This window comes from Rhizobium moroccans, assembly GCF_057559155.1.
Genome location: NZ_JBHFJG010000010.1, coordinates 1 through 21,599, shown reverse-complemented (window position 1 = coordinate 21,599; position 21,599 = coordinate 1). Strand labels below are relative to the sequence as shown.

The 21,599-nt window shown below is 62.5% G+C and carries 24 protein-coding genes and 1 other RNA gene; 11 read left to right on the top strand and 14 right to left on the bottom strand.

From position 1 onward, the window contains the following. Window positions 1-3 precede the first annotated feature (3 nt). Window positions 4-100, bottom strand: an RNA gene (ffs, locus tag ACE04I_RS07480) — signal recognition particle sRNA small type. A 30-nt stretch (window positions 101-130) separates the two neighbouring features. Between ffs and ACE04I_RS07475 the strand changes: the two genes are divergently transcribed. Beyond that, window positions 131-592, top strand: a complete 462-nt coding sequence (locus tag ACE04I_RS07475) for an HIT family protein (protein ID WP_487206869.1) — start codon at window positions 131-133, stop codon at window positions 590-592. Further along, window positions 592-1,572 (top strand): NAD(+) diphosphatase, encoded by a 981-nt coding sequence (gene nudC, locus ACE04I_RS07470; RefSeq protein ID WP_487206962.1) that lies wholly within the window; start codon window positions 592-594, stop codon window positions 1,570-1,572. Before ACE04I_RS07475 ends, nudC begins: the two co-directional genes overlap by 1 nt. A gap of 102 nt (window positions 1,573-1,674) precedes the next feature. Here the strand turns inward: nudC and ACE04I_RS07465 are convergent, their stop codons facing one another. Next, window positions 1,675-2,538 (bottom strand): prephenate dehydratase, encoded by an 864-nt coding sequence (locus ACE04I_RS07465; RefSeq protein WP_487206868.1) that lies wholly within the window; start codon window positions 2,536-2,538, stop codon window positions 1,675-1,677. An 11-nt stretch (window positions 2,539-2,549) separates the two neighbouring features. Next, window positions 2,550-3,305 (bottom strand): 3-deoxy-manno-octulosonate cytidylyltransferase, encoded by a 756-nt coding sequence (locus tag ACE04I_RS07460; RefSeq protein WP_487206867.1) that lies wholly within the window; start codon window positions 3,303-3,305, stop codon window positions 2,550-2,552. A gap of 152 nt (window positions 3,306-3,457) precedes the next feature. Between ACE04I_RS07460 and ACE04I_RS07455 the strand changes: the two genes are divergently transcribed. Next, window positions 3,458-4,048 carry a c-type cytochrome gene (locus ACE04I_RS07455; RefSeq protein WP_046793869.1) on the top strand — a complete coding sequence of 197 codons (591 nt, stop codon included), beginning with the start codon at window positions 3,458-3,460 and terminating at the stop codon, window positions 4,046-4,048. A gap of 69 nt (window positions 4,049-4,117) precedes the next feature. On the opposite strand, the gene ACE04I_RS07450 is transcribed toward ACE04I_RS07455, so the two are convergent. Beyond that, window positions 4,118-5,062 (bottom strand): AEC family transporter, encoded by a 945-nt coding sequence (locus ACE04I_RS07450; RefSeq protein ID WP_487206866.1) that lies wholly within the window; start codon window positions 5,060-5,062, stop codon window positions 4,118-4,120. Between the two features lie 360 nt (window positions 5,063-5,422). On the opposite strand from ACE04I_RS07450, the gene ACE04I_RS07445 reads away from it, so the two are divergent. After that, complete coding sequence (locus tag ACE04I_RS07445) at window positions 5,423-6,415, top strand: adenosine kinase (RefSeq protein WP_487206865.1); 993 nt, start codon at window positions 5,423-5,425, stop codon at window positions 6,413-6,415. On the opposite strand, the gene ACE04I_RS07440 is transcribed toward ACE04I_RS07445, so the two are convergent. Then, window positions 6,408-6,962 carry an SH3 domain-containing protein gene (locus tag ACE04I_RS07440; protein WP_046793873.1) on the bottom strand — a complete coding sequence of 185 codons (555 nt, stop codon included), beginning with the start codon at window positions 6,960-6,962 and terminating at the stop codon, window positions 6,408-6,410. The two genes, ACE04I_RS07445 and ACE04I_RS07440, sit on opposite strands and share 8 nt — an antisense overlap. Window positions 6,963-7,163: 201 nt before the next feature. Between ACE04I_RS07440 and ACE04I_RS07435 the strand changes: the two genes are divergently transcribed. Beyond that, window positions 7,164-8,168: a 2-hydroxyacid dehydrogenase gene (locus ACE04I_RS07435; RefSeq protein WP_046793874.1), complete on the top strand. Its 1,005-nt coding sequence runs from the start codon at window positions 7,164-7,166 to the stop codon at window positions 8,166-8,168. 2 nt (window positions 8,169-8,170) lie between these two features. Here ACE04I_RS07435 and ACE04I_RS07430 read toward each other — a convergent pair whose 3' ends face one another. From ACE04I_RS07430 to ACE04I_RS07415, 4 genes are all read right to left on the bottom strand, one after another. Then, the gene (locus ACE04I_RS07430) at window positions 8,171-8,644 is read right to left on the bottom strand and encodes a GNAT family N-acetyltransferase (RefSeq protein WP_487206864.1); all 474 of its coding nucleotides are present in this window, start codon (window positions 8,642-8,644) and stop codon (window positions 8,171-8,173) included. Continuing rightward, complete coding sequence (locus ACE04I_RS07425) at window positions 8,641-9,423, bottom strand: molybdopterin-synthase adenylyltransferase MoeB (RefSeq protein WP_487206961.1); 783 nt, start codon at window positions 9,421-9,423, stop codon at window positions 8,641-8,643. Before ACE04I_RS07425 ends, ACE04I_RS07430 begins: the two co-directional genes overlap by 4 nt. Before the next feature lie 28 nt (window positions 9,424-9,451). Beyond that, entirely contained in the window at window positions 9,452-10,576 is a 1,125-nt protein-coding gene (recF, locus tag ACE04I_RS07420) for a DNA replication/repair protein RecF (RefSeq protein WP_487206863.1), read from the bottom strand. Window positions 10,577-10,889: 313 nt separating this feature from the next. Then, the gene (locus ACE04I_RS07415; RefSeq protein WP_487206862.1) at window positions 10,890-11,279 is read right to left on the bottom strand and encodes a hypothetical protein; all 390 of its coding nucleotides are present in this window, start codon (window positions 11,277-11,279) and stop codon (window positions 10,890-10,892) included. A gap of 746 nt (window positions 11,280-12,025) precedes the next feature. Here ACE04I_RS07415 and ACE04I_RS07410 point away from each other — a divergent pair. Further along, window positions 12,026-12,235 (top strand): SlyX family protein, encoded by a 210-nt coding sequence (locus ACE04I_RS07410; RefSeq protein ID WP_046793879.1) that lies wholly within the window; start codon window positions 12,026-12,028, stop codon window positions 12,233-12,235. Between the two features lie 7 nt (window positions 12,236-12,242). On the opposite strand, the gene ACE04I_RS07405 is transcribed toward ACE04I_RS07410, so the two are convergent. Continuing rightward, on the bottom strand, window positions 12,243-12,836 hold the full coding sequence (locus tag ACE04I_RS07405) for a TetR/AcrR family transcriptional regulator (protein WP_487206861.1): 594 nt from the start codon (window positions 12,834-12,836) through the stop codon (window positions 12,243-12,245). 104 nt (window positions 12,837-12,940) lie between these two features. On the opposite strand from ACE04I_RS07405, the gene ACE04I_RS07400 reads away from it, so the two are divergent. After that, on the top strand, window positions 12,941-13,207 hold the full coding sequence (locus ACE04I_RS07400) for a putative antibiotic biosynthesis monooxygenase (protein WP_487206860.1): 267 nt from the start codon (window positions 12,941-12,943) through the stop codon (window positions 13,205-13,207). A gap of 300 nt (window positions 13,208-13,507) precedes the next feature. On the opposite strand, the gene dnaJ is transcribed toward ACE04I_RS07400, so the two are convergent. The 3 genes from dnaJ to ACE04I_RS07385 form a co-directional block, all read right to left on the bottom strand. Next, window positions 13,508-14,638, bottom strand: coding sequence for a molecular chaperone DnaJ (dnaJ, locus tag ACE04I_RS07395; RefSeq protein ID WP_046793881.1), 1,131 nt, complete (start codon window positions 14,636-14,638; stop codon window positions 13,508-13,510). Window positions 14,639-14,730: 92 nt separating this feature from the next. Beyond that, window positions 14,731-16,641, bottom strand: a complete 1,911-nt coding sequence (gene dnaK, locus ACE04I_RS07390; protein WP_046793882.1) for a molecular chaperone DnaK — start codon at window positions 16,639-16,641, stop codon at window positions 14,731-14,733. 207 nt (window positions 16,642-16,848) lie between these two features. After that, window positions 16,849-19,161, bottom strand: a complete 2,313-nt coding sequence (locus tag ACE04I_RS07385; protein ID WP_487206859.1) for a transglycosylase domain-containing protein — start codon at window positions 19,159-19,161, stop codon at window positions 16,849-16,851. 240 nt (window positions 19,162-19,401) lie between these two features. On the opposite strand from ACE04I_RS07385, the gene ACE04I_RS07380 reads away from it, so the two are divergent. Further along, window positions 19,402-19,584, top strand: a complete 183-nt coding sequence (locus ACE04I_RS07380; protein ID WP_487206858.1) for a hypothetical protein — start codon at window positions 19,402-19,404, stop codon at window positions 19,582-19,584. A gap of 268 nt (window positions 19,585-19,852) precedes the next feature. After that, entirely contained in the window at window positions 19,853-20,104 is a 252-nt protein-coding gene (locus tag ACE04I_RS07375; RefSeq protein WP_137326579.1) for a hypothetical protein, read from the top strand. Here the strand turns inward: ACE04I_RS07375 and ACE04I_RS07370 are convergent. Continuing rightward, the gene (locus ACE04I_RS07370) at window positions 20,086-20,337 is read right to left on the bottom strand and encodes a glycine zipper domain-containing protein (RefSeq protein WP_046793885.1); all 252 of its coding nucleotides are present in this window, start codon (window positions 20,335-20,337) and stop codon (window positions 20,086-20,088) included. The two genes, ACE04I_RS07375 and ACE04I_RS07370, sit on opposite strands and share 19 nt — an antisense overlap. Before the next feature lie 257 nt (window positions 20,338-20,594). Between ACE04I_RS07370 and ACE04I_RS07365 the strand changes: the two genes are divergently transcribed. After that, the gene (locus ACE04I_RS07365; RefSeq protein WP_046793886.1) at window positions 20,595-20,801 is read left to right on the top strand and encodes a hypothetical protein; all 207 of its coding nucleotides are present in this window, start codon (window positions 20,595-20,597) and stop codon (window positions 20,799-20,801) included. A gap of 175 nt (window positions 20,802-20,976) precedes the next feature. Further along, window positions 20,977-21,207, top strand: coding sequence for a hypothetical protein (locus tag ACE04I_RS07360; protein ID WP_487206661.1), 231 nt, complete (start codon window positions 20,977-20,979; stop codon window positions 21,205-21,207). The last annotated feature ends 392 nt before the right edge of the window (window positions 21,208-21,599 follow it).

The window sequence follows — 21,599 nt, the reverse complement described above, 5'->3', positions numbered from 1 at the left end:
AAGGTGGGAGGCTGGCACGGCGACCCGTGCCTGGCTCGTTAGGGCTGCTTCCTTCCGGACCTGACCCGGTTGGCGAGTGGCTCGTCCACCACCAACCTCCCGCCGCACATATCGGCAATAATGCTGGCAAATGCAAGCCAACCCTGTAAAAAACTGCTATTCAATAAGAAAACGACAGGAGAAACGCTTGGGCGAATTTGAACTGGATGCACGGCTCGCCCGGGATTCCGAGCTCATAACCGTGCTGGGCCTGTGCCAGCTTCGCCTGTTGAACGACAGTCGCTGGCCTTGGGTGATGCTGGTGCCGCAGCGCGCCGGCATCAGTGAGATCTTCGAGTTGACGCCGCTCGACCAGGCCCTGCTGACCTTCGAGACCAATACGGTCGCGGCGGCGCTCAAGAAGGTCACCGGTGCGAAGAAGATCAATATCGGCGCACTCGGCAATGTCGTCAGTCAATTGCACATGCATGTCATCGCCCGGTTCGAGGGCGATCCGAACTGGCCCGGCCCGATCTGGGGCTTCGGCCAGGCGGTTCCCTATGCCTCTTCGCAAAAGCAAGATTTCGTCAAAGCCCTGGTTGAAAACCTCTGATCATGACAGCGAGCATTTTCGATACCAACGCCCCGCATCCCGAGCCAAGCAGCCTGACTGCTTTTTCCGGCAACATGCTGGACCGCCAGGCCGAGTACCGGCAGGACGATTGCGTGGAAAAGGCGCTTGCGGTCGAGGGCGCCCATATTCTCGCCTTCACCGGCAGCCAGCTCATCCTCAAGCATGATGGCCAGATCCTTGATCCTCTCTTCTCTCCTTATGAATTGCCTGACCTGAAACCGGATTTCGAGAATGCCGTGCTGCTCGGCTACAAGGAAACCGGTGAGCCGCGCATTGCGGTGCCGGTCACGGTCCCGCCCGAGGAATTGGCAAGCCATTTCAAGCCGACCGAGGCCCGCGCGCTTTTTCGCGACAGCCTCATCGAGGGCGAGCTCCAGGGCGAGGTAGCCCAGGCCGTGTCGCTGCTCAACTGGAATGCCGCCAACCGCTTCTGCGGCAAATGCGGGTCGCCGACCGAAATGGGGATGGGCGGCTACAAGCGCACCTGCATCAACTGCCAGCACCTGATGTTCCCGCGCACCGATCCGGTCGTCATCATGCTGACCGTCGATATCGAGCGCGACCGTTGCCTGCTCGGCCGCAGCCATCATTTCCAGGAAGGCATGTATTCCTGCCTGGCCGGCTTCGTGGAGCCGGGCGAAACGATCGAGAATGCGGTGCGCCGCGAGACCTTTGAGGAAGCCGGCATCGAGACCGGCCGCGTGCGCTATCACGCCTCCCAGCCCTGGCCGATGCCGCATTCGCTGATGATCGGCTGCTATGCCGAAGCGAAGTCCACCGAGATCAGGATCGACCCGCAGGAGATGCAGGACGTACGCTGGTTCGAGCGGGCCGAAGCTGCCGCCATGCTGGATGCCGGGCCGGACAGCCCCTATTTCGCCCCCGCCAAGGGGGCGATCGCCTATCGCTTGCTGCGTGACTGGATCGAGTGGGGTGAGGAACGGTCAAGCGTAGTTTGAGCAATCGATCCAGTGAATCGATTGCAGTGACGAACGCCCTGAAGCCAGGCGGAGGGCCGGAGCAGTCGGCGTAGCCCGAACAATCGAAGCCCGAGGCGGGCCTTACTCCGTGTTCAGAGCTCCCCGCATCGGGTGACCTTTGTAGACGCCGAGAATGCGCACCTTTTCGGAGAAGAAGCGCAGTTCTTCCAGCGCCCGGCGTACCGGCGCATCCTCCGGATGGCCTTCGATATCCGCATAGAACTGCGTCGCCACGAATTTGCCGCCGAGCTGGTAGCTCTCGAGCTTGGTCATGTTGATGCCGTTGGTGGCGAAGCCGCCGAGCGCCTTGTAGAGCGCGGCCGGTATGTTGCGCACGTTGAAAACGAAGGTGGTGACGATGATCTCGTCGGTCTGCTCGTGACCGGTCCAGCTCTCGTCGCGTGAGAGGATGACGAAACGGGTGACGTTGTCCTCCCGGTCCTCGACGTTTTCCGCCAGGATGTCGAGACCATAGAGATCGGCGGCAAGGCGCGGGGCAAGCGCCGCCATCGACCGGTCTCCGGCTTCGGCCACCAGCTTCGCGGACCCGGCGGTATCGCCCGCGACGACCGCTTTCCAGCCGTTCGAGCGGATGACCTTCCGGCATTGTCCGAGTGCATGGATATGGCTGTGGACGGTGCGGATTTCCTCCCGCGCCACGCCCGGCAGGGTCATGAGCTGGAAGTGGATCGGCATGAAATATTCACCGATGATATGCAGCCGCGATTCCGGCAGCAGGTGGTGGATATCCGCCACGCGTCCGGCAATGGTGTTCTCGATCGGGATCATCGCGAGATCGGCCTCGCCGTTTTCAAGCGCCTGGAAGGCATCCTCGAAGGTCGGGCAGGGCAGGGGCTCCATCGACGGGAACATGTCGCGGCAGGCCATGTCGGAGTTCGCGCCGAATTCGCCCTGGAAGGCGATCCGATTTGTGGTCTGGCTCATGGGAAAATCCGTCAGGAGATGCGGCCGGCGAGGATCGCTCGGGCCTTTTCGAGGTCGGCGGGAGTATCGACCCCGAGTGGGACCGAGTCAACGATTTCGGCATCGATCCGCATTCCCGCTTCGAGAGCGCGGAGCTGTTCGAGCGATTCGCGCTTTTCGAGCGCCGAACGCTCGAGCGACACGTATCTTTCCAGCGCCGGGCGGCGGAATGTGTAGAGGCCGATATGGTGATAGAGCGGCCCCGGGCCGTAGGGGGCCGTCGCGCGCGTGAAATAGAGCGCCCTCAGGCGCGTATCCGAGATCGGCGAACCGACGATCTTCACGATGTTGGGATTGGTCTTTTCGTGTTCCTCGGTGATCTCGGTCGTCAGTGTCGCGATATCGGTCGTCGGATTGTCCAGAGGCCGAAGCGAAGCCCGCACCACCTCGGGCTCGACGGTCGGCAGATCCCCCTGCACATTGATAATGATGTCGACTTTCCCTTCAGGATCGGCTTTCTGCAGCGCTTCGAAGATTCGGTCAGAGCCGACCTGGTGGTCCGCGCGGGTCATCGTTGCTTCGAAGCCGGCATTGGTGACCGCGTCGAACACATCCTGATGATCGACGGCGACGATGATTCGCCCCACCTGTGCTTCCCGGGCGCGGCGCGCCACCTGGACGATCATTGGCAGCCCGTTGATGTCCGCCAGCGGCTTGCCCGGCAGGCGGGTGGAAGCCATTCGTGCGGGGATCAGCACGAGCGTCCGTTCGAAAGCGGAATTCTTCATCGGATGGCCCTTCAAATCCCCGTCCAATAGTGTCAAAAAGTCTCACGCGGGGGATTACAATTCGTGTTGCAACGGCAATGCAAAAGACATAGGTTCCGCGCAATTTCAAGATGGCCCGCCCTCTGCCGGCGGTTGGGAAGGAGCATTTGCTGATGAGCCCCTATGTGAACATGGCGACTGGCGCCCTGCTTGCCTCGGTTTTCGTCATGATGTCGGTGTCCATTGCGTCGGAAGGCCTTTTCCATTCCGAAGCTCCGGAAAAGGAAGGTTTTGCCATCGTCGCCGCTGAGCCCACGGAAGGCCAGGGTGGTGGTGCCGAAGCGCCTGCCGCGGTGCCGATCGCTCAGCTCCTGGCCTCTGCTGATGCCGCAGCCGGCGCGACTGTTTTCAAGAAGTGTCAGAGCTGTCATTCCATCGAGAAGGGCGGACCGAACAAGGTCGGCCCGGATCTTTGGGGCGTCGTCAACCGTCCGATCGCCTCGCATGAAGGCTTCAGCTATTCGGCTGCAATGAAGGATTTCTCCCAGGGCGGCGCCGTCGTCTGGGACTTCGAGCACCTGAACCACTTCCTTGCCGCTCCGAAGGCCTACATCAAGGGCACCGCAATGGGCTTTGCGGGCCTGAAGAAGGATGATGAGCGCGCCAACCTGATCGCCTATATCCGCGAGCAGGCTGATTCTCCGGTTCCGTTGCCGGACCCGAACGCCGCGCCCGCCGAGGCTGCGCCGCCGGCGACGAACTGATCCCTTCGAATTTTTATCGGAAAGCCCGGCTTAGCGCCGGGCTTTTTCGTTGCGGTGGGGCTCTCTGGTTCAGCCGAGCAGCCAGGCCCAAAAGCTGACCGAAATGACGCCGAGCACCGTCGTGATGCTGATCGTCGAGGCCGCGAGGCTTTGGCCCGCGTGGAAGCGTTGGGCGATCAGCCAGGCATTGATGCCGGTCGGCACCGAGGAGGTCAACACCAGGGCGGAAGTCCATGCCGGCGAAAGGCCGAGCATCCGGCTCATCGCGAAGACCACGGCGGGCATCAGCAGGAGCTTGAGGGCGGATGTCGCGCCCGTGAGATCGAGATGGCCGCGAACCGGATATTTGGTAAGCGCCATGCCGATGGAGATCAAAGCGGCCGGAGCGGCGGCACCGGCGAGCTGGTCGATCACGGTCTTCAAGGGAGCGGTGAAGGTCAAGCCCGAGAGATTGAAGGAAAGCCCCGCAGCCAGCGCGATCACCAGCGGGTTTCGGACGAGATTGGTCCCCACCTGCTTCAATACCATGGGCAGGTTGCGTCGGCCGCCCCCGTCCACCTTGGCGACTGCGTGCTCCATCAGGATCGTTCCTGCGATCATCATCAGCGGCAGGTGGATGGCGAGCAGGATCGAGATCGCTACCAGCCCATCCTCTCCGACGCTGCGCCCGACGAGCGGCAGGCCGATGAAGACGTTGTTGGCGAAGGCGCTCGAAAGGCCGGCGACGACACCGATCTTCGCATCCCGCCCGAAGAGCCGTGTCGCCAGGAGATGAGCCACGGTCCAGGTGACCGCGACGCCGGAAAAATAGGCGGTCCAGAGCCGGAACGGAGAAGTGCCTTCGAAATGGGCCTCCGCCAGGGTGCGGAAGATCAGCATCGGCACCGCGATCTTGAACACGAATTCGCCTAGCGCGTCACCGGTCTCCTCCTTCAGGATTCCGGTTCTGGCCACGAGCCATCCGATCAGGATCAGGAGGAAGACGGGAGCGACATTGACGAGAACGGAAGACACTGGGGGAGGCTTTCGGGAGAGTTGACCCTTATGCGTCTAACGCATGTCGTCAGCCGCGACAAATGCGTTTACCGCAGAAGTGCTGCTCTTCTTCGGATTCTCTTGCTTGTGAGGCGGTAGGTGGACAAACAAAAAGCGGGGCACTTCTCCCCGCTTTCCGTACCGGCTTTGCCGGCCGCCGATCACCGCCGCCATTACATCCATGGTCGGCCGCCGATCAGGCTTGAATTCTTCTAGCAAGGCGTGATGACAGGGGTATGACATCCGGGACTTCTGCGGTATCCGGTTCTTTCCTCTTCCATTCTCGGGGAAAGCCGAATACCGGTTCTCCACCACCAGCCACCAAGGGACCGACACCGTATGCCAGAATTCGACGTGCTCGCCATCGGCAATGCCATCGTGGATATTCTCGCCCGTTGCGACGATCAGTTTCTCGACGACAACGGCATCATCAAGGGAGCGATGAACCTGATCGATGCGGAGCGCGCGGAGCTCCTCTATTCGCGCATGGGTCCGGCGGTCGAAGCTTCCGGCGGCAGCGCGGGCAATACGGCGGCCGGTGTCGCCGGGTTTGGCGGCAAGGCAGCCTATTTCGGCAAGGTCGCGAGGGACCAGCTCGGCGAGATCTTCCAGCACGATATCCGCGCTCAGGGCGTCTATTACGAGACAAGGCCCGAGGGCAACCATCCCCCGACCGCGCGCTCGATGATCTTCGTGACGCCGGATGGCGAGCGTTCGATGAATACCTATCTCGGCGCCTGCGTCGATCTCGGCCCGGAGGATGTCGAACCTGCCGTGGTTGCCGGGGCCAGGGTCACCTATTTCGAGGGCTATCTCTGGGATCCGCCGCGCGCCAAGGAGGCGATCCTTGAAAGCGCCCGCATCGCGCATGAGAACGGCCGCGAAGTCTCCATGACGCTTTCCGATCCCTTCTGCGTCGATCGCTACCGGGCCGAGTTTCTCGATCTGATGCGATCAGGCACGGTGGATATTGTTTTCGCCAACAAGCAGGAGGCCCTGTCCCTCTACGAGACCGAGGATTTCGACCTGGCGCTCAGGAAGATATCCGAGGATTGCAAGCTCGCCGCGGTGACGCTGAGCGAGGAGGGCGCGATTATCGTTCGCGGGGACGAGCGGGTGAAGGTCGACGCCTATGTCGTCGAGGAGCTGGTCGATACGACAGGCGCGGGAGACCTGTTCGCGGCGGGGTTCCTGTACGGTTATACCCAGGGCCGCTCGCTCGAGGACTGCGGCAAGCTCGGCTGCCTGGCAGCGCACATCTGCATTCAGCAGATCGGCCCGCGTCCCATGGAATCCTTGAAGGAAGCTGCTGAACGGAAAGGCCTTATTTGAAAGCCTCGCCCGGATAAGCGCCCCAGACCTCCCCCTGATTGACCCAGCCTTCGGTGCCGTTGGCCTCGCCGCGGCACCAGTCGCCATTGCATTCGCTGATACGCAGCACGACGCCCGGCTGCAGCTTGGCGACGACCGGGCCCGAATTCTGCGGGTCGCGGCGCATGTTGACGTAGATGTCCTTGCCCTTGCCGCGCATCCATGGCGCGGCGACGGCGGTTCGTTCGCCGGAAAGCAGAGCCTGGTTGACCCAGCCCTCCGTGCCGTCCGCATCGCGTACCCGCCGCCAGTTCTCGTATTCCTGGATGACCTCCATGGGCGTGCCGGATTTCATGTACATCCAGGCAACCGCATAGTCGGTGCTCGGGCCGATGCGGATATTGACCTTTCTGGACTTGAGGCTGACGAAGCGCGGCAGCGGAAGTCCGCTCGCCCCCTTTGCCGCGCCTTGAGCGTAAGCCGGCGCCGTTGCGACGAACGTGGTGGAAAACAGGGCCGTGATGCCGAGGGAGAGGGCGATGCACGACGAGAAAATAGCGCGACGCATGGGCGTATCGATCCGTGTTCGGCGGCCCTGACGATCGCAAGCCGCACCGATTCCTGCCGGGGCGGAATCATGACGGTCAGCCCCCTTGCGAGGTTTTGTTTGTCTTCGCCGACGGGTCTGGTAGAAACGCCCCTGAATGCATCGAATATCGCGCGACTTGGTTAAGGACCTCCTAAAAAGATGTCTCATGGTAGCGAGCCCATGACAGCGAAGAAGAAGCCCAAGGTCTATATCACCCGCAAGCTGCCCGACGCGGTGGAAACCCGCATGCGCGAGCTTTTCGACGCCGAGCTCAATATCGACGACCGGCTGCGCACTCGCGAGGAACTGGCGGCGGCGATGGGAGCTGCCGACGTTCTGGTGCCGACCGTGACGGATCGCATCGACGAGAAGCTGATCGAGACGGCCGGCCCGCAACTCAAGCTGATCGCGAGCTTCTCCAACGGCATCGACCATATCGACGTGGATGCCGCCGCCAGGAAGGGGATCACCGTCACCAACACGCCGAATGTGCTGACCGAAGACACGGCCGACATGACAATGGCGCTCGTCCTGGCCGTCTCGCGCCGTCTTACCGAGGGTGCCCGCATATTGACGGATCATCCGGGCGAGTGGGCCGGGTGGAGCCCGACCTGGATGCTGGGGCGGCGGATTTGGGGCAAGCGGATAGGGATCGTCGGCATGGGCCGGATCGGCACCGCCGTTGCCCGCCGCGCCAAGGCCTTCGGCCTTTCGATCCATTATCACAACCGCAAGCGCGTCAATCCGGCGACGGAGGAGGAGCTGGAGGCGACCTATTGGGACAGCCTCGACCAGATGCTTGCCCGCGTCGATGTCGTTTCGGTGAACTGCCCTTCGACGCCGGCGACCTTCCACCTTCTGTCGGCGCGCCGGCTGGCGCTGATGCAGCCGACCTCGATCATCGTCAATACGGCGCGTGGCGACATTATCGACGAAGCCGCGATGATCCAGCTCCTTCGCGACGGCAAGATCGCCGGCGCGGGGCTCGATGTCTATCAGAATGAGCCGGCGGTGAACCCGAAATTGGTGAAGCTCGCAAACGAGGGGCGCGTGGTCCTTCTGCCGCACATGGGCTCGGCGACCATAGAAGGGCGCATCGACATGGGCGACAAGGTCATCATCAACATCCGCACCTTCTTCGACGGCCATCGTCCGCCGAACAGGGTACTGCCCGGCCGCAACTGAGATCATGTAATCCGCTTCTGCATCTCGATCGAGGTGACGCGGGCAAAGCCCGGATGGGAGTTCTCGGCCGTCTTCGTGAACCCCCATTTTGCGAAGGTCGCATGGTTGCCGGCAAGCTCTATCCGGGTTTCGAGCCTGAGCGTCGGCAGACCATTTTTCCGAGCGGTACTCTCCGCGATCTCCAGCAGCCGGCGGCCGATACCCTTGCCCTGATGGGTGGGCGCAATGGCGAGCTTGCCGAGGTAGAGACAGCCGGGTTCCGGTTTCATGAAGATGCAGCCGACGAGCCGGTCGTCCTCGATCGCCGCAAACGCGATCTCGTCACGGGCCTTCTGCGCCAGCGACGCGGGCGTCAGCCGATGGGCCGAGGAGGGAGGGTCGATAACGCCGTCCATATAGGCGAAGGCGGACAGGATGAGGGCGAGCAGTTCATCCCAGCGGCCGAAATCCTCGCCTATTCGAGTGATATCGATCATTCGGCGGCCGCAGTTCCGGCGCGGCGCTTGTAGCGGATGGTGTCGAAACGGGCGGAGAGCCCGTCATAGAGCATCAGCCGGCCGACGAGAGGTTCGCCGATGCCGGTGATGACTTTGAGTGTCTCCATCGCCATCAGCGTCCCGATGACGCCGGTCAGCGCGCCGAGAATGCCGGCTTCGGCGCAGGAGGGGATGAGGCCCTCGGGCGGCCGCTCGGGAAAGAGATCGCGGTAGGAAGGATTGGGATTTCCGTCCGGTCCGGCCTCGTAAGGCTTCAGCACCGTGACCGATCCGTCGAAGCGCCCGACGGCGCCGGTGACCAGCGGAACCTTCGCGATCTCCGCCGCATCGGCCGCCGCATAGCGGGTATCGAAATTGTCCGAGCCGTCGACCACGAGATCGAAAAGCGAAAGATGCCGGTCCGCCCATTCGAGAGAGAAGCGCTCTTCGAAGTTCAGGGTCCGGACGAGCGGGTTGAGCTTTTCGATCGAGCGGCGCGCGCTTTCGGTCTTCAAATCTCCGATCGTTCCCGAATCGTGGATCACCTGCCGCTGCAGGTTCGAAAGGGAAACCCGGTCGTCGTCGATGATGCCGATCGTGCCGATGCCTGCGGCTGCCAGGTAATAGAGCACCGGAGCGCCGAGCCCGCCGGCGCCGATCACCAGCACGCGGGCGTTCTTGAGCTTCTGCTGTCCCGTCCCGCCGACCTCCGGCAGGAGGATATGGCGGCGATAGCGTTCGATCTCTTCGGGTGTCAGGTGTTCTTCCATGCCTGCCATCATATCACCGCCGGGTGGGACGTGTAACTCAGGATGTGACGGCCCCATGCGAGACCGTGAAGAATTGCGCGCGATCCGCAAGCGCGGCGAACATGGCCTTGTCCGTGCCGGTCATGAAGGATTGGCCCCCGAGGTCGTGAACCAGATCGAAAAGCGCTGCCCGCCGCCCTTCGTCGAGATGTGCGGCGATCTCGTCGAGCAGCAGGACCGGTGCAAAGCCGGTCATGTTTGCGGTAAGCCGGGCATGGGCAAGGACGAGGCCGATCAGCAGTGCCTTCTGCTCGCCCGTCGAGCAACGTTCCGCTTCCATGTCCTTTTCGCGGTGGCGCACCAAAAGGTCCGAGCGGTGCGGTCCTTCGAGCGTGCGGCCCGCGGCGGCATCCCGGTAGCGGTTTTCGCGCAACATGGAAAGATAGTCGTCCTCGAGCTCGGCGGCGGGCTTATCGCCGGCCCCATCCATGAAGCCCTGAAGGGAAAGGACCGGGGAGGGGAAAGGCGTCTCGCCGGAGGCTGCGGAGAGTGTCCTGAGCAGCCCGAGCATCTCGTTGCGGGCGGCGGCCATGGCGATGCCGAGCCCCGCCATCTGCGCTTCGATGGCGGAAAGCCAGGCCGGATCGAACCGGCCTTCCGAAAGCAGCCGGTTGCGGCTGCGCATGGTTCGCTCGAAATCGGCGGCGCGCCGCCCATGGGCGGGATCGAGCGAGAGCACCAGCCGGTCGAGAAAGCGCCGCCGATCGGAGGAGGGGCCCGTGAACAGCCCATCCATCGCCGGCGTCAGCCAGAGCACGCTCAGGTGGTCGGAAAGCTCCTCGGTGGATTTCGCCGGCGTGCCGTTGACGCGGAGCTTGCGGGTAACGGCCTCGCCTTCGCCGGCTTCGATACCCGTGCCGATCGACACCTCTCCTTCCATGCCGTCGACATCGGCGAAGATGGAAAAGCCGCCGGCGGCGCCGACACGCGTGACATCGGCAAGAACGGCGCGGCGCAAGCCCCGGCCGGGCGACAGGAAGGAAACGGCCTCGAGCAGGTTGGTCTTGCCCGCGCCGTTCTCGCCGGTCAGCACCACATGCCGCCCGTCGAGCGCGAGCGCGGCTTCCGCGTAGTTGCGGAAGTCGGTGAGCTTGAGCCGGGAAAGGGAGGTTTTCTGCGCCATGGGAATCGCGTTCTTCGTTGAACAGGAGCTAAGGGTTATGGGCGAGGAAGGCAAGGCTGGGTGTTTATTCGGGGTGGCCCGCTCGCATGTGATTACGCCTTATCCGGTGCCTCCGGACGGGGTGAGGGCTGCGACCTCGCGTGGAGCCCCTCCCCCTTGTGGGGAGGGGTTGGGGAGGGGATCTTTTGCTGGTCTCAAAGACCCCTCCCGCCTGCCGGCCACCCTCCCCACAAGGGGGAGGGTTAGACATGCCGCGCCGCCTCATACTCCATGCAAAATAGCGCACACCGCGTTTCTACCCCACCACCTATCATCACTCCGCATCCATCCTTCGCCTGCCATCGTATTTGGGCTCGTCGTCCTCCTTCCTGCCACCAAGCTGCCTCATGCCCGCCAGCACCTCCGGCTGGCGTGCCCCGCGAGGGCCGACACAGGGCGGAAAGCTATCATGGTAACTCGGCTCGGCGCGATATTGGGCCTCGGTGAGAAAGCCCTTGCAGGCTTTGGCCCGGCGGCAGGATGAAAGGTTGCAGGTTTTCCAGAAGCCGAGATAGGTCGTGACATATTGGGTGAATTTCTGGCGTTCGCGGGATTTCTGACGTTCGGATAGCGCGCTGAATTCACCCAAGGTCATCCATGGCAGATAGAGCTGCCTGTTCTCTTCTTCGATGATGCGGCGCCATTCCTCTTCGCTTTTCGGCATCGTTCCTTTCTCCGTGATCTTCTTTCCGGCACGATATGGCGCGCGGTTTCGTTCACGCGGCCGGTTCCGGCTCCCGTGTTCGGTCTTGGTTTCCTTTCCCGGCGGACCGGCCTGCCTTTTTCTTCGGAGAGCCCACACGAATGCGGAACCTCGCTATTGTTTAGTTGAGTGGCTCCGCATTCGCGTGGCCTTCGGCGTTCTCTCGGGGCTTCCGGCCCCTACAGGTGATTGCCTCGCCTCGCTGCGTGGCTTTGTTCGCGCCCATCCCTTCGAGACGGGCCTGCCACTTGCACGGCTCAACCGAACCTGGCCTGGCGGCCAGGGGGAGGCTTGATAGGGAGCTTTGGCTTTCGGCGCGTCTCCCATGGCTTTCACCTCCCTCACCTTTCCCGCACGTTACGGTTCCGAGGAGGGCGCCGGCCTCCGCCTGCCCGCGAACGTCTCGCGAAACACTCCGGCGACGGAAGCGGGGCGATTGTAGGCATGGTTGGAGAGGGCGGGGATGCAAAAAGTGACAAGTGATTGATGCGATTGAGGTGGGGTGGTGATTTCGTCCCCGCAAGACGTGTCGTTCGCGAGAAGGCGAAGCGCTCATAGGCCGATCCTCGGCTCACTTCGGGCCGCCCTCGGATTAAACCCGAGGGCCGAGGATGACGAAAGTGAGCGGAGCAGGGGTGCCCAAAGTCACGGCGCTTCGATAAAGAAGGTTTGGATGGAATTGGAAGCACCAGAGGAGCCTAGCTCAATTGTCCGCTGACGACGAACGCATCACCCGTCTCGAAGAGACCGTCGCGCATCAGGCGAAGACGATCGAGGAACTTTCCGATCAGCTCGCCGAGCAATGGAAGGTGATCGAGCAGGTCCGCGCCAAGCTCGACCGGCTGACGGAGCGGTTCCTCTCGCTGGAGGAGGCTTCGCTGGAAGCCCCGCCGATTACCAAGCCGCCGCATTTCTGATACGCCTTCAGGCGCGGATGCCCTCGGTCAATTGGCGGGCGAAGAGGCGCAGGTCCTCCGGGTCCGGATCGAGCCGGTTGGTGAGCAGCCGGTTCCAGGCAAGGCTCGAAACCATTTCCGCCAGAAGCTCGGGATCGGCCCACCCCGCCACCTCCTTCCGCGCCTTGGCGCGGCGGAAAATCTCGCCGATATATTTGCGCCGGCCGGCCGCATAGGCTGCAAGCGCTTCCGCAGCAGCAGCGTCCGACTGTGCCTCGGCGATAACCGAGCGGAAGATCGCGCCGCTGCCGGTCTGCCGCCAGTGCTGAAAAAGAGCGGTCAGGAAGAGGAATATATCTTCCGCGACGTTACCCGTATCGGATATCGGCACCGTCTTCTGGCGATGATAGACATCCAGCAGGAGGACCGCCTTCGAAGGCCACCAGCGATAGATGGTGGGCTTGCCGGCCTTGGCGCGCTTGGCGACGGCCTCGATCGAGAAGGCGCTGAGCCCGCTTTCGACCAGGATCTCCTCGGCAGCCTTGAGAATGGCTTCCTCGCTGGCGGGATTGCGTTGTGCGCCGATCGAGGTGCGGCGCCCGATCGCTTCCTTCACAGCCATGTCGTTGGTCCTTTCGCTCCTTCCGCCGTGATACCGTATTTTTCCCTTGAACGAAACGTTGCGTTTCATTATATACGAAACGTATCGTTTCAATGGAGAGAGAAATGACCACCATCACTCCACAAGCCGCTCCAGTTGCTGCAGCAACTCGCTCCGCTCCGTCGAAGTTTCGACTGGCTTCTCTCTTGATCGTCGCCGTCTATCCGCTGATCACCGCGCTGCTCTACGTCGTCATGCCTCTGACGGAGGGCTGGGCGCTCTGGCAGAGAACGCTTGTCGTCGCGCCGCTGATGGTCTCTGCCATCGTCTTCGGCATCTCGCCGGTCATCCAGAAGCATTTCGGCTGGTTCGTGGCGCCGAAGCCGCGGTAGGCGCGCTGAGGGCATCCCAACCGCAGAGAGTGACATGCTTGAAACAAAAAAACGCCGGCCCGAAGGCCGGCGTTCAGCTTGTTGACAAACCTCTCGGCATGCACGACGTCATCCTCGGCCTTGTGCCGAGGATCTGCTGGCCTATCGGTAAGTGACTGATGAACATCGGCGTGGTCAGATGCTCGGGACAAGCCCGAGCATGACGAAAAAAGGGAAGTTATCGCCCTTTGTCGGCAGTCTGACGCCTTGGATCGGCTTCGCCGTTGCTCTGACCGGCTCGTCGCTTCGGGCGTTCGCAGCTCACCCCTCGAAGAATTCCTTCATCCGGGCAAAGAAGCCGGTGGATTCGGGATTGTTCTCCTTCGACGAAATCTGCTCGAATTCCTGCAGGAGTTCGCGCTGCCGCTTGGTGAGCTTCTGCGGCGTCTCGATCTGGATCTGGATGTAGAGATCGCCCGTCTGGCTGGAGCGGAGCACCGGCATGCCCTTGCCCTTGAGACGGAACTGCTTGCCGGCCTGCGTACCTTCCGGCACGGTGACTCGGGATTTCGTTCCGTCGAGGGTCGCCACGTCGAAGGTGCCGCCAAGTGCTGCCGTCGTCATGGAGATCGGCACGGTGCAATAGAGATCCGCGCCGTCGCGCTGGAAGAACTGGTGCGGTTTCACCGACAGGAAGATGTAGAGATCGCCAGCCGGGCCGCCGCGCGCGCCAGCCTCGCCTTCGCCCTGCAGGCGGATGCGGGTGCCGTCCTCGATGCCGGCCGGGATGTTGACCGAAAGCGAGCGCTCCTCGGCGATACGGCCCTGGCCGTGGCACTTCACGCAAGGATCGGGAATGATCTGGCCGCGGCCGTGACAGGTGGGGCAGGTGCGTTCCACCGAGAAGAAGCCCTGGCTGGCGCGAACCCGACCGCTGCCCTGGCAGGTGCCGCAGGTCTTCGGTTGCGTGCCGGGCTTGGCGCCCGAGCCCGAACAGACGTCGCAGGTGATCGAGGTTGGAACCCGGATCTGCGCCGTCTTGCCGCTGAAGGCCTCTTCGAGCGTGATTTCCATATTGTAGCGAAGGTCGGCGCCGCGTTCCCGCCCGCCGGAAGAACGGCGTGCGCGCCCGCCGCCCATCATTTCGCCGAAGATGTCCTCGAAAATATCCGAGAAGCCGCCGGGCCCGAAACCGCCGCCCATGCCGGCGCCGCCCATGCCGCCATGCTCGAAGGCGGCGTGGCCGTAACGATCATAGGCCGCGCGCTTCTGGGGATCCTTCAAGGTCTCGTAGGCCTCGTTGATCTCCTTGAACTTCTTCTCGGCCTCATGGTCGCCCGGGTTCTTGTCCGGGTGGTACTTCATCGCGAGCTTGCGGAAGGCGCTTTTCAGCTCCTTCTCGTCAGCCGACCTGCCGACACCAAGAGTTTCGTAAAAATCTGCTTTTGCCATGGAGGTAACGGCTCCGGAAAGGATTCCGGCTGCACGATGGCAGCCGGATTTCTAAGTCGACGATCGAAGGTCCGCCAAGAGGGCGGCTTTCGTCAAGCCGACTTCTTGTCGTCCTTGATTTCTTCGTAGTCGGCATCGACGACGCCGTCGTCATTCTGCTTGCCTTCCTCGGAAGCATCGGCGTTCTCGGCCTGCTGTGCCTCGTAGATCGCCTGGCCAAGCTTCATGGAAACTTCCATGAGGGTCTGTGTCTTGGCCTGGATGTCGTCGGCATTCGGTTCGGAAGCTTCGACGGCGGTCTTGAGCGAGGCGATGGCATCCTCGATCGCCTTGCGGTCGGTCTCGGAAACCTTGTCGCCGTAATCCTTGAGCGACTTCTCGCTCGAATGAATCAGGCTTTCGGCCTGGTTCTTGGCTTCGACGCCGGCACGACGCTGCTTGTCGGCCTCGGCATTGGCTTCGGCGTCCTTGACCATCTTCTCGATCTCGGCGTCGGAAAGACCGCCCGAGGCCTGGATGCGGATCTGCTGTTCCTTGCCGGTGCCCTTGTCCTTGGCCGAAACCTGGACGATGCCGTTGGCGTCGATATCGAAGGTGACTTCGATCTGCGGCACGCCGCGCGGCGCCGGAGGCAGGCCGACGAGATCAAACTGGCCGAGCAGCTTGTTGTCGGCAGCCATTTCGCGTTCGCCCTGGGAAACACGGATCGTCACGGCCGACTGGTTGTCGTCTGCGGTCGAGAAGACCTGGGACTTCTTGGTCGGGATCGTGGTGTTGCGATCGATCAGGCGGGTGAAGACGCCGCCGAGCGTTTCGATACCGAGCGAGAGCGGGGTCACATCGAGCAGCAGCACGTCCTTGACGTCGCCCTGCAGAACGCCGGCCTGGATCGCGGCGCCCATGGCGACCACTTCATCCGGGTTGACGCCCTTGTGCGGCTCCTTGCCGAACAGCTGCTTGACGACTTCCTGGACCTTCGGCATGCGGCTCATGCCGCCGACCAGCACGACTTCGTCGATTTCGCCTGCGGTGACGCCGGCATCCTTCAGCGCGGCCTTGCAGGGCGCGACGGTGCGCTGGACGAGATCATCGACCAGGCTTTCGAACTTGGCGCGGGTCAGCTTCATCGTCAGGTGCTTCGGACCGGAAGCATCGGCCGTGATGAACGGCAGGTTGATCTCGGTCTGCTGCGAGGACGAAAGCTCGATCTTGGCCTTTTCGGCAGCTTCCTTGAGGCGCTGGAGGGCAAGCTTGTCGTTCTTGAGGTCGATACCCTGGTCCTTCTTGAACTCGTTGGCGAGATATTCGACGAGACGCATGTCGAAGTCTTCACCGCCGAGGAAAGTGTCGCCGTTGGTGGACTTCACTTCGAAGACGCCGTCGCCGATTTCCAGAACGGAGATATCGAAGGTGCCGCCGCCAAGGTCGTAGACGGCGATCGTCTTGCCGTCCTTCTTGTCGAGGCCGTAGGCAAGTGCTGCCGCAGTCGGCTCGTTGATGATGCGAAGGACTTCAAGACCTGCGATCTTGCCGGCATCCTTGGTTGCCTGGCGCTGCGCGTCGTTGAAGTAGGCCGGAACCGTGATGACGGCCTTCTCGACCTTCTCGCCGAGATAGGATTCGGCGGTTTCCTTCATCTTCTGAAGGACCATCGCGGAAATCTGGGAGGGGGAATAGGACTTGTCGTGCGCCTTCACCCAGGCATCGCCATTGTCGCCCTTGACGATCTCGAACGGAACAAGGCCCTTGTCCTTCTCGACGGTCGGATCCTCGTAACGGCGACCGATGAGGCGCTTCACGGCAAACAGGGTATTGGTGGGGTTGGTGACCGCCTGGCGCTTGGCCGGCTGGCCGACGAGGCGTTCGCCGTCCTCGGAAAATGCGACCATGGAGGGCGTGGTGCGCGCGCCTTCGGCGTTCTCGATCACCTTTGCGTCCTTGCCGTCCATGATGGCGACGCAGGAATTGGTGGTACCGAGGTCGATGCCAATTACTTTAGCCATTTCTTCTCTCTCCTTTAAGCGAACCGTCGGAACCCCGATAGGCATTCCGCTGACAGTCCCTCGACTGGGATGGTCTTCTTAGGATTTCGCAGCATCGGCTGCGGTCATGCGGCGTATATAAGGACGGGATTTTCCGACTGCAAGGCAGGAAATCGCCCGTAGCCTAGCAAAAATAACGGTTTGCGGAACTCCTCGAAGGCGGCGTTTTCAGCGTCCCATGATGAGGTCGAGGAGCGTGGTCTGCCGCGGGTCGTGCCCGGAGCCGGAACCGCCCACCTCGCCGGGCGGGATGGGGCCGCCGCCGACATCCGCCGGGGGTACGGGGCCGGACGCGTCATAGGGCCCGCGATAGTCGCGATAATCGCGCACCGGCAGGTCGGACGGTGGAGCGACGTCCCGATAGGAACTATCGGCCGGCGCGGGAGCCGGCGGATATTCGTCCTGATGGCGGCCGCCGGAAAACACGCCGGAAATGATATCGCCGATGGTCGTCGGGTCGGAGGGCGCCTGCGGGGAGGCGGGTGGCAGGTCATAGCCGCCATGGCTGCCGAAGAGCGGGGTCGGCGTGTAGCCCTTCATCGCCGCCGTCATGAATTCCTGCCAGGCGCGCGCCGGAAGCCCGCCGCCGGTGACCTTCTTCATGTAGGCGCCGTCGTCGTTGCCGAACCAGACGCCGGTGGTCAGCGTGCTGGTATAGCCGACGAAGAGCGCGTCGCGGAAGGACTGGGTCGTGCCGGTCTTGCCTGCGGCCTGCCAGCCGGGAATGCGGGCGGCCTTGCCGGTGCCTTCGGCGATGACGCGCGCCATCATATTGTTCATGGTGGCGGCGATCGCCTCGCTCAGCACCCGGGGCGGATTGGCATAGTCGCTTTCGTAAAGGACATTGCCATCGGCATCCAAGATGCGCTTGACCACATGCGGAGTGGCCTTGTAGCCACCGTTCATGAAGGGCGCATAGGCCGCTGTGAGCTCCACAAGCGATACCTCGGAAGTGCCGAGCGCGATCGAGGCATTCGCCTGAAGGTCGGATTCGACGCCGAGCCGATGGGCGAGGCTCACCACTTCCTCGGGACCGACTTCCATGACGAGCTGGGCCGCGATGGTATTCAGCGACTGAGCGAAGGCGGAGGAAAGCGTCACCTCGCCGCGGTATTTCTCGTCGTAGTTTGAGGGCGTCCAGTTACCGATCCGGACCGGCGCGTCGTTGCGGACGGAATCCGGCCGGATGCCGGCCTCCAGCGCTGCCGCATAGACGAAGGGCTTGAAGGCCGAACCCGGCTGGCGCCTCGCCTTCGTTGCCCGGTTGAACTGGCTCTCGGCGTAATCCCGGCCGCCGACCAGCGCGCGGATCGCGCCCGTGGCGTCTATGGCGACCAGGCCCGCCTGCGAGGCGTTGAGCTTGGCGCCGTTCTTGTCGAGCACGTCGGTAAGCGCCTTTTCGGCTTCTCGCTCCAGCCTGAGATCGATGGTGGTCTCGACCGTCACGTCGCTCTTGATCTCGCCGATCAGCGATTTCACCTCGTCCATCGCCATGTCGGCGGCATAGTGCTCCGCGCCGGACCAGTAGGACCGGGCCTTGGTGGGCGGCTGCGACATCGCCGTCTTGATCTCGTCGGCGGTGATATAGCCTTCCTCCTCCATGGCTCCGAGCACGACCTGGGCGCGGGCTTCGGCGGCCGCGGGATCGCGGGCCGGAGACAAGCGGGAAGGGGCCTTGAGGAGGCCCGCGAGCAGGGCGGCCTCGCCGAGGTTCACCTCGCGCGCCGATTTGTTGAAATAGCGCCTCGACGCCGCCTCGACCCCGTAGGCATTAGAGCCGAAGAAGACGCGGTTGAGATACATGGCGAGGATCTGGTCCTTGGTGAACTTGTGCTCCAGCCAGAAGGAGAGCAGCACTTCCTGGATCTTGCGCTCGAAAGTGCGCTCTGGCGACAGGAAGAGGTTTTTGGCGAGCTGCTGGGTGATCGTCGAGCCGCCCTGGATCGGCTGGCCGGTCAGGTTGTTGACAAACGCGCGTGCGAGCCCGAACGGATCGACGCCGAAATGGTAATAGAACCGGCGGTCCTCGATGGCCATGACGGCTTGGGGAATGAAGGGCGACATTTCCTCGAGCGACAAGGCCTCGCCGCCGGTGGCGCCGCGATTGGCGATGACGGAGCCGTCGATGGCCGTGATCTTGATGTTCGGCGGACGGTCGGGGATGGACCAGCTGCTGGCGGCGGGCATCTGCGCGCCGTAATAGAGCACGATGCCGCCGACGCCGATGCCAGCCCAGATGCCGAGCACGATGCACCAGTAGACGAGCGAGCGCAGCGATCCGAAAAAGCCGCCGCTACGCCGCGAGGCAGGCTTGCCGCGGGACTTGCGCCCGGACGCGGATTTGGCGGGTTTCGGCGCACGCTTCGCCGCGCCTCTCGCGCCGGCGACCCTGGCCTCGGCTTCGAGGCGGAACTCATCCTCTTGGTCTTCGCCTTCGAAGGAGGGTTCTATCCGCTGCCCTGATCTGCCTCTGGCCGCCATGATGAACCGGCCCGCCTCCTTGGTTCCCGCCCGTCCCGATGACCGGCTCTGTCTCGCATTCGTCGCCCAGGCTCTCGCTGGAGTCTAAATGCGGCAATTTAAAGGGGGGTTAAAAGGCCAAATCGCGAAAAACGAGCATCTTCAAGCCCTTGTTATCAGGCTGGTCACGATCGCAGAAGGCCTTGACTTTCGGCGGGAAACATGAGAACAAAAAGAGAACATATTGAAGTGGAGATGGCGATGACCAGGACCGAACAGGTAATCGAACGCGCCATGGCGGCAGTCGCGGCGGCACGAGCAGCGCGGGAGGCGGATGAGCAACGCCGGCGCGAGACTTTCCAGCGCGTGCAGATCGCAAATCTTCGGCGCCCCACGGTGCCGAAGGGCATCCAGCTTCCGTTGGATCTGTTTCGGCCTAACTGAGAAATCTCGTCAGGCGCGTATGAACAAGGCTCCTACGAGTGTGAAGACGACCAGCGACTGCAGGATGAACATCGGCAGTTGATCTGACATTTTGGGTAACCTCCGGATTTTCGGGGGAGAAGTGCTGGAGCGCCCATTAGGTTCCGTCCACGGCTTTCTCACCGATTGAACCAGGTCGCGCGCTTGCCGGCCTCTTCTTCTCTCCTGTGCGTGTTTCCCGCGAACAAAATCCATGATGGCTTGTTATGAGGCTCCAGGAGAGAAGCCGATGAACAAGATCGTGGAAGCTGTGATCAGGAAGAAGGACGGATGCGTGCCGGTCGGGCTGATGAATGTCGGGCAGGCGTTGAGGATGCCCAAGGAGCCGGCGGTCGAATTCAGCCATCCCGCCTTTGAAGCAGGCGAAACGGATGTCTTCATCGACCGTGACATGCTGTCGAAGCTGATGCCGCCAGGACGGCCGGCAGAGCCGGCCGCCGGGCGGGTTTCGGATGGTGCCGTTCAGCACCGGTCGATGTAGCGGTTGCCGTTGCGGTCGCGATAGTAGCAGCGGCCCGGCTGGTCGGCGACGTTGCCGATCAGGGCGCCTCCTACGCCGCCGATGGCCGCACCTACCGCTGCGCCTCGAACATTGCCCGTGGCCACGCCGCCGACGACGGCACCCGTGGCAGCGCCGATACCTGCGCCGCGCTCCGTGGCGGTGCATGCTGCAAGGGAAAGACTAACGCAGGCCATGGCGATAATTTTCTTCATTTCGCTCTCCATCCTCTACCAGCCCGCCATTCCTAACGCTTGAGCGCGGAACTGGTTGCAGAAGTTCCAGTCCCGGAAGCGTCAGGCGTTCGCCCGGGCGCATGAAAGCCGCTCTAACTTATTGAATTCACGCATCCGGCTTTCCGAAAGTCGATTTTGATTTTCGGACCGATGCCGCAAGGGCGCGAATTCGTGATTTCGGATTTACCCGGCCGCGGGTTACTTTCCCCTCGCAACCGAAAGCGAAGGAGAATGACATGAAGACATTTCTCGTAATCGCAGCAACTCTCGGCCTGACGTCGTCCATGGCGCTTGCGGATTGCGCAGGTCATGTGACGGCTTCGAAAGAGGTCGACAAGAATCTCACCACCGCCAGCATCACCAAGGCGGAAGAAGTGCGCAACGAACAGGCAATGGTTCTGAAGCGCGACGAGGCCGCCAAGGAAGCTCCGGCAACCGAATAATCGCTGCAAACCGCGCCGGCTGCCATGACCGGCGCGGTTTTCACGAGGCTTGTCGCGATCTTTCGGGTTCTCTTCCCATATTTCTTGCGCAACTCCGTCCGCCCGTCCGTGGATCGGCGCGGAACCTCTTGCGCCATCTCCAAGTTGTCCTTGCTAGAAAAAGGGAGGCAGAAGCATGGCAAGAAGAACTCTCGGTGCGGGCTTTACCGGCGATGTGACGGAGGAGACAGGTGTTGTAGCGAAGGCAAAGGGCGCGGCGCGTCATGTGAAGGACGAAGCCGAAATGGTCGCGGCCCATGCGGCCGATCATCCGGCCGCGAGCGGTTCGGCGGTGGCATTCGTCGGGGTCCTCGGCTTTGTGCTTGGCTATATCTGCGGAACCTCCTCCACCTCACGCCACCGGTGACGACCGAAGCCGGTCTGCGGATGTGCCGCAGGCCGTGACGCCAAAGCTCCGGCCAAAGCTCCGTATGTAGCGGCAAGCATTTGTGCGCCACGAAAAAACCATAGAATCCCAGTCTCGATTTCAGTTCACGGCTTTCGCGATTCGTCGAAAGCCGGCCTGTGCCGTGTCATGTGGGATACGGAGACAGGAAGCGCAATTCTCGCTGGCGGGCGTAGGGATGCGCGAAGCGATCCCGCCGACCGGTCGAGGCGGCGCATCGCCAAGGTTACGCAAGTCCGTTCACGGGGGACGGGCGGGGTGATCGGGAGGTTGACAATGCCGATGCAGACGACGATCCGCAATCCGGTCAGTCCGGATCAGTTAACCTTGCTGCAGCAAGTATTCGACGAGAC

Coding starts and splice junctions, on each gene's coding strand:
- ACE04I_RS07475 (WP_487206869.1), top strand. CDS start 131: ATGCAAGCCAACCCTGTAAAAAACTGCTATTCAATAAGAAAACGACAG.
- ACE04I_RS07465 (WP_487206868.1), bottom strand. CDS start 2,538: ATGAGCCAGACCACAAATCGGATCGCCTTCCAGGGCGAATTCGGCGCG.
- ACE04I_RS07460 (WP_487206867.1), bottom strand. CDS start 3,305: ATGAAGAATTCCGCTTTCGAACGGACGCTCGTGCTGATCCCCGCACGA.
- ACE04I_RS07455 (WP_046793869.1), top strand. CDS start 3,458: ATGAGCCCCTATGTGAACATGGCGACTGGCGCCCTGCTTGCCTCGGTT.
- ACE04I_RS07445 (WP_487206865.1), top strand. CDS start 5,423: ATGCCAGAATTCGACGTGCTCGCCATCGGCAATGCCATCGTGGATATT.
- ACE04I_RS07440 (WP_046793873.1), bottom strand. CDS start 6,962: ATGCGTCGCGCTATTTTCTCGTCGTGCATCGCCCTCTCCCTCGGCATC.
- ACE04I_RS07435 (WP_046793874.1), top strand. CDS start 7,164: ATGACAGCGAAGAAGAAGCCCAAGGTCTATATCACCCGCAAGCTGCCC.
- ACE04I_RS07430 (WP_487206864.1), bottom strand. CDS start 8,644: ATGATCGATATCACTCGAATAGGCGAGGATTTCGGCCGCTGGGATGAA.
- ACE04I_RS07425 (WP_487206961.1), bottom strand. CDS start 9,423: ATGGCAGGCATGGAAGAACACCTGACACCCGAAGAGATCGAACGCTAT.
- recF (WP_487206863.1), bottom strand. CDS start 10,576: ATGGCGCAGAAAACCTCCCTTTCCCGGCTCAAGCTCACCGACTTCCGC.
- ACE04I_RS07415 (WP_487206862.1), bottom strand. CDS start 11,279: ATGCCGAAAAGCGAAGAGGAATGGCGCCGCATCATCGAAGAAGAGAAC.
- ACE04I_RS07405 (WP_487206861.1), bottom strand. CDS start 12,836: ATGGCTGTGAAGGAAGCGATCGGGCGCCGCACCTCGATCGGCGCACAA.
- ACE04I_RS07400 (WP_487206860.1), top strand. CDS start 12,941: ATGACCACCATCACTCCACAAGCCGCTCCAGTTGCTGCAGCAACTCGC.
- dnaJ (WP_046793881.1), bottom strand. CDS start 14,638: ATGGCAAAAGCAGATTTTTACGAAACTCTTGGTGTCGGCAGGTCGGCT.
- dnaK (WP_046793882.1), bottom strand. CDS start 16,641: ATGGCTAAAGTAATTGGCATCGACCTCGGTACCACCAATTCCTGCGTC.
- ACE04I_RS07385 (WP_487206859.1), bottom strand. CDS start 19,161: ATGGCGGCCAGAGGCAGATCAGGGCAGCGGATAGAACCCTCCTTCGAA.
- ACE04I_RS07380 (WP_487206858.1), top strand. CDS start 19,402: ATGACCAGGACCGAACAGGTAATCGAACGCGCCATGGCGGCAGTCGCG.
- ACE04I_RS07375 (WP_137326579.1), top strand. CDS start 19,853: ATGAACAAGATCGTGGAAGCTGTGATCAGGAAGAAGGACGGATGCGTG.
- ACE04I_RS07370 (WP_046793885.1), bottom strand. CDS start 20,337: ATGAAGAAAATTATCGCCATGGCCTGCGTTAGTCTTTCCCTTGCAGCA.
- ACE04I_RS07365 (WP_046793886.1), top strand. CDS start 20,595: ATGAAGACATTTCTCGTAATCGCAGCAACTCTCGGCCTGACGTCGTCC.
- ACE04I_RS07360 (WP_487206661.1), top strand. CDS start 20,977: ATGGCAAGAAGAACTCTCGGTGCGGGCTTTACCGGCGATGTGACGGAG.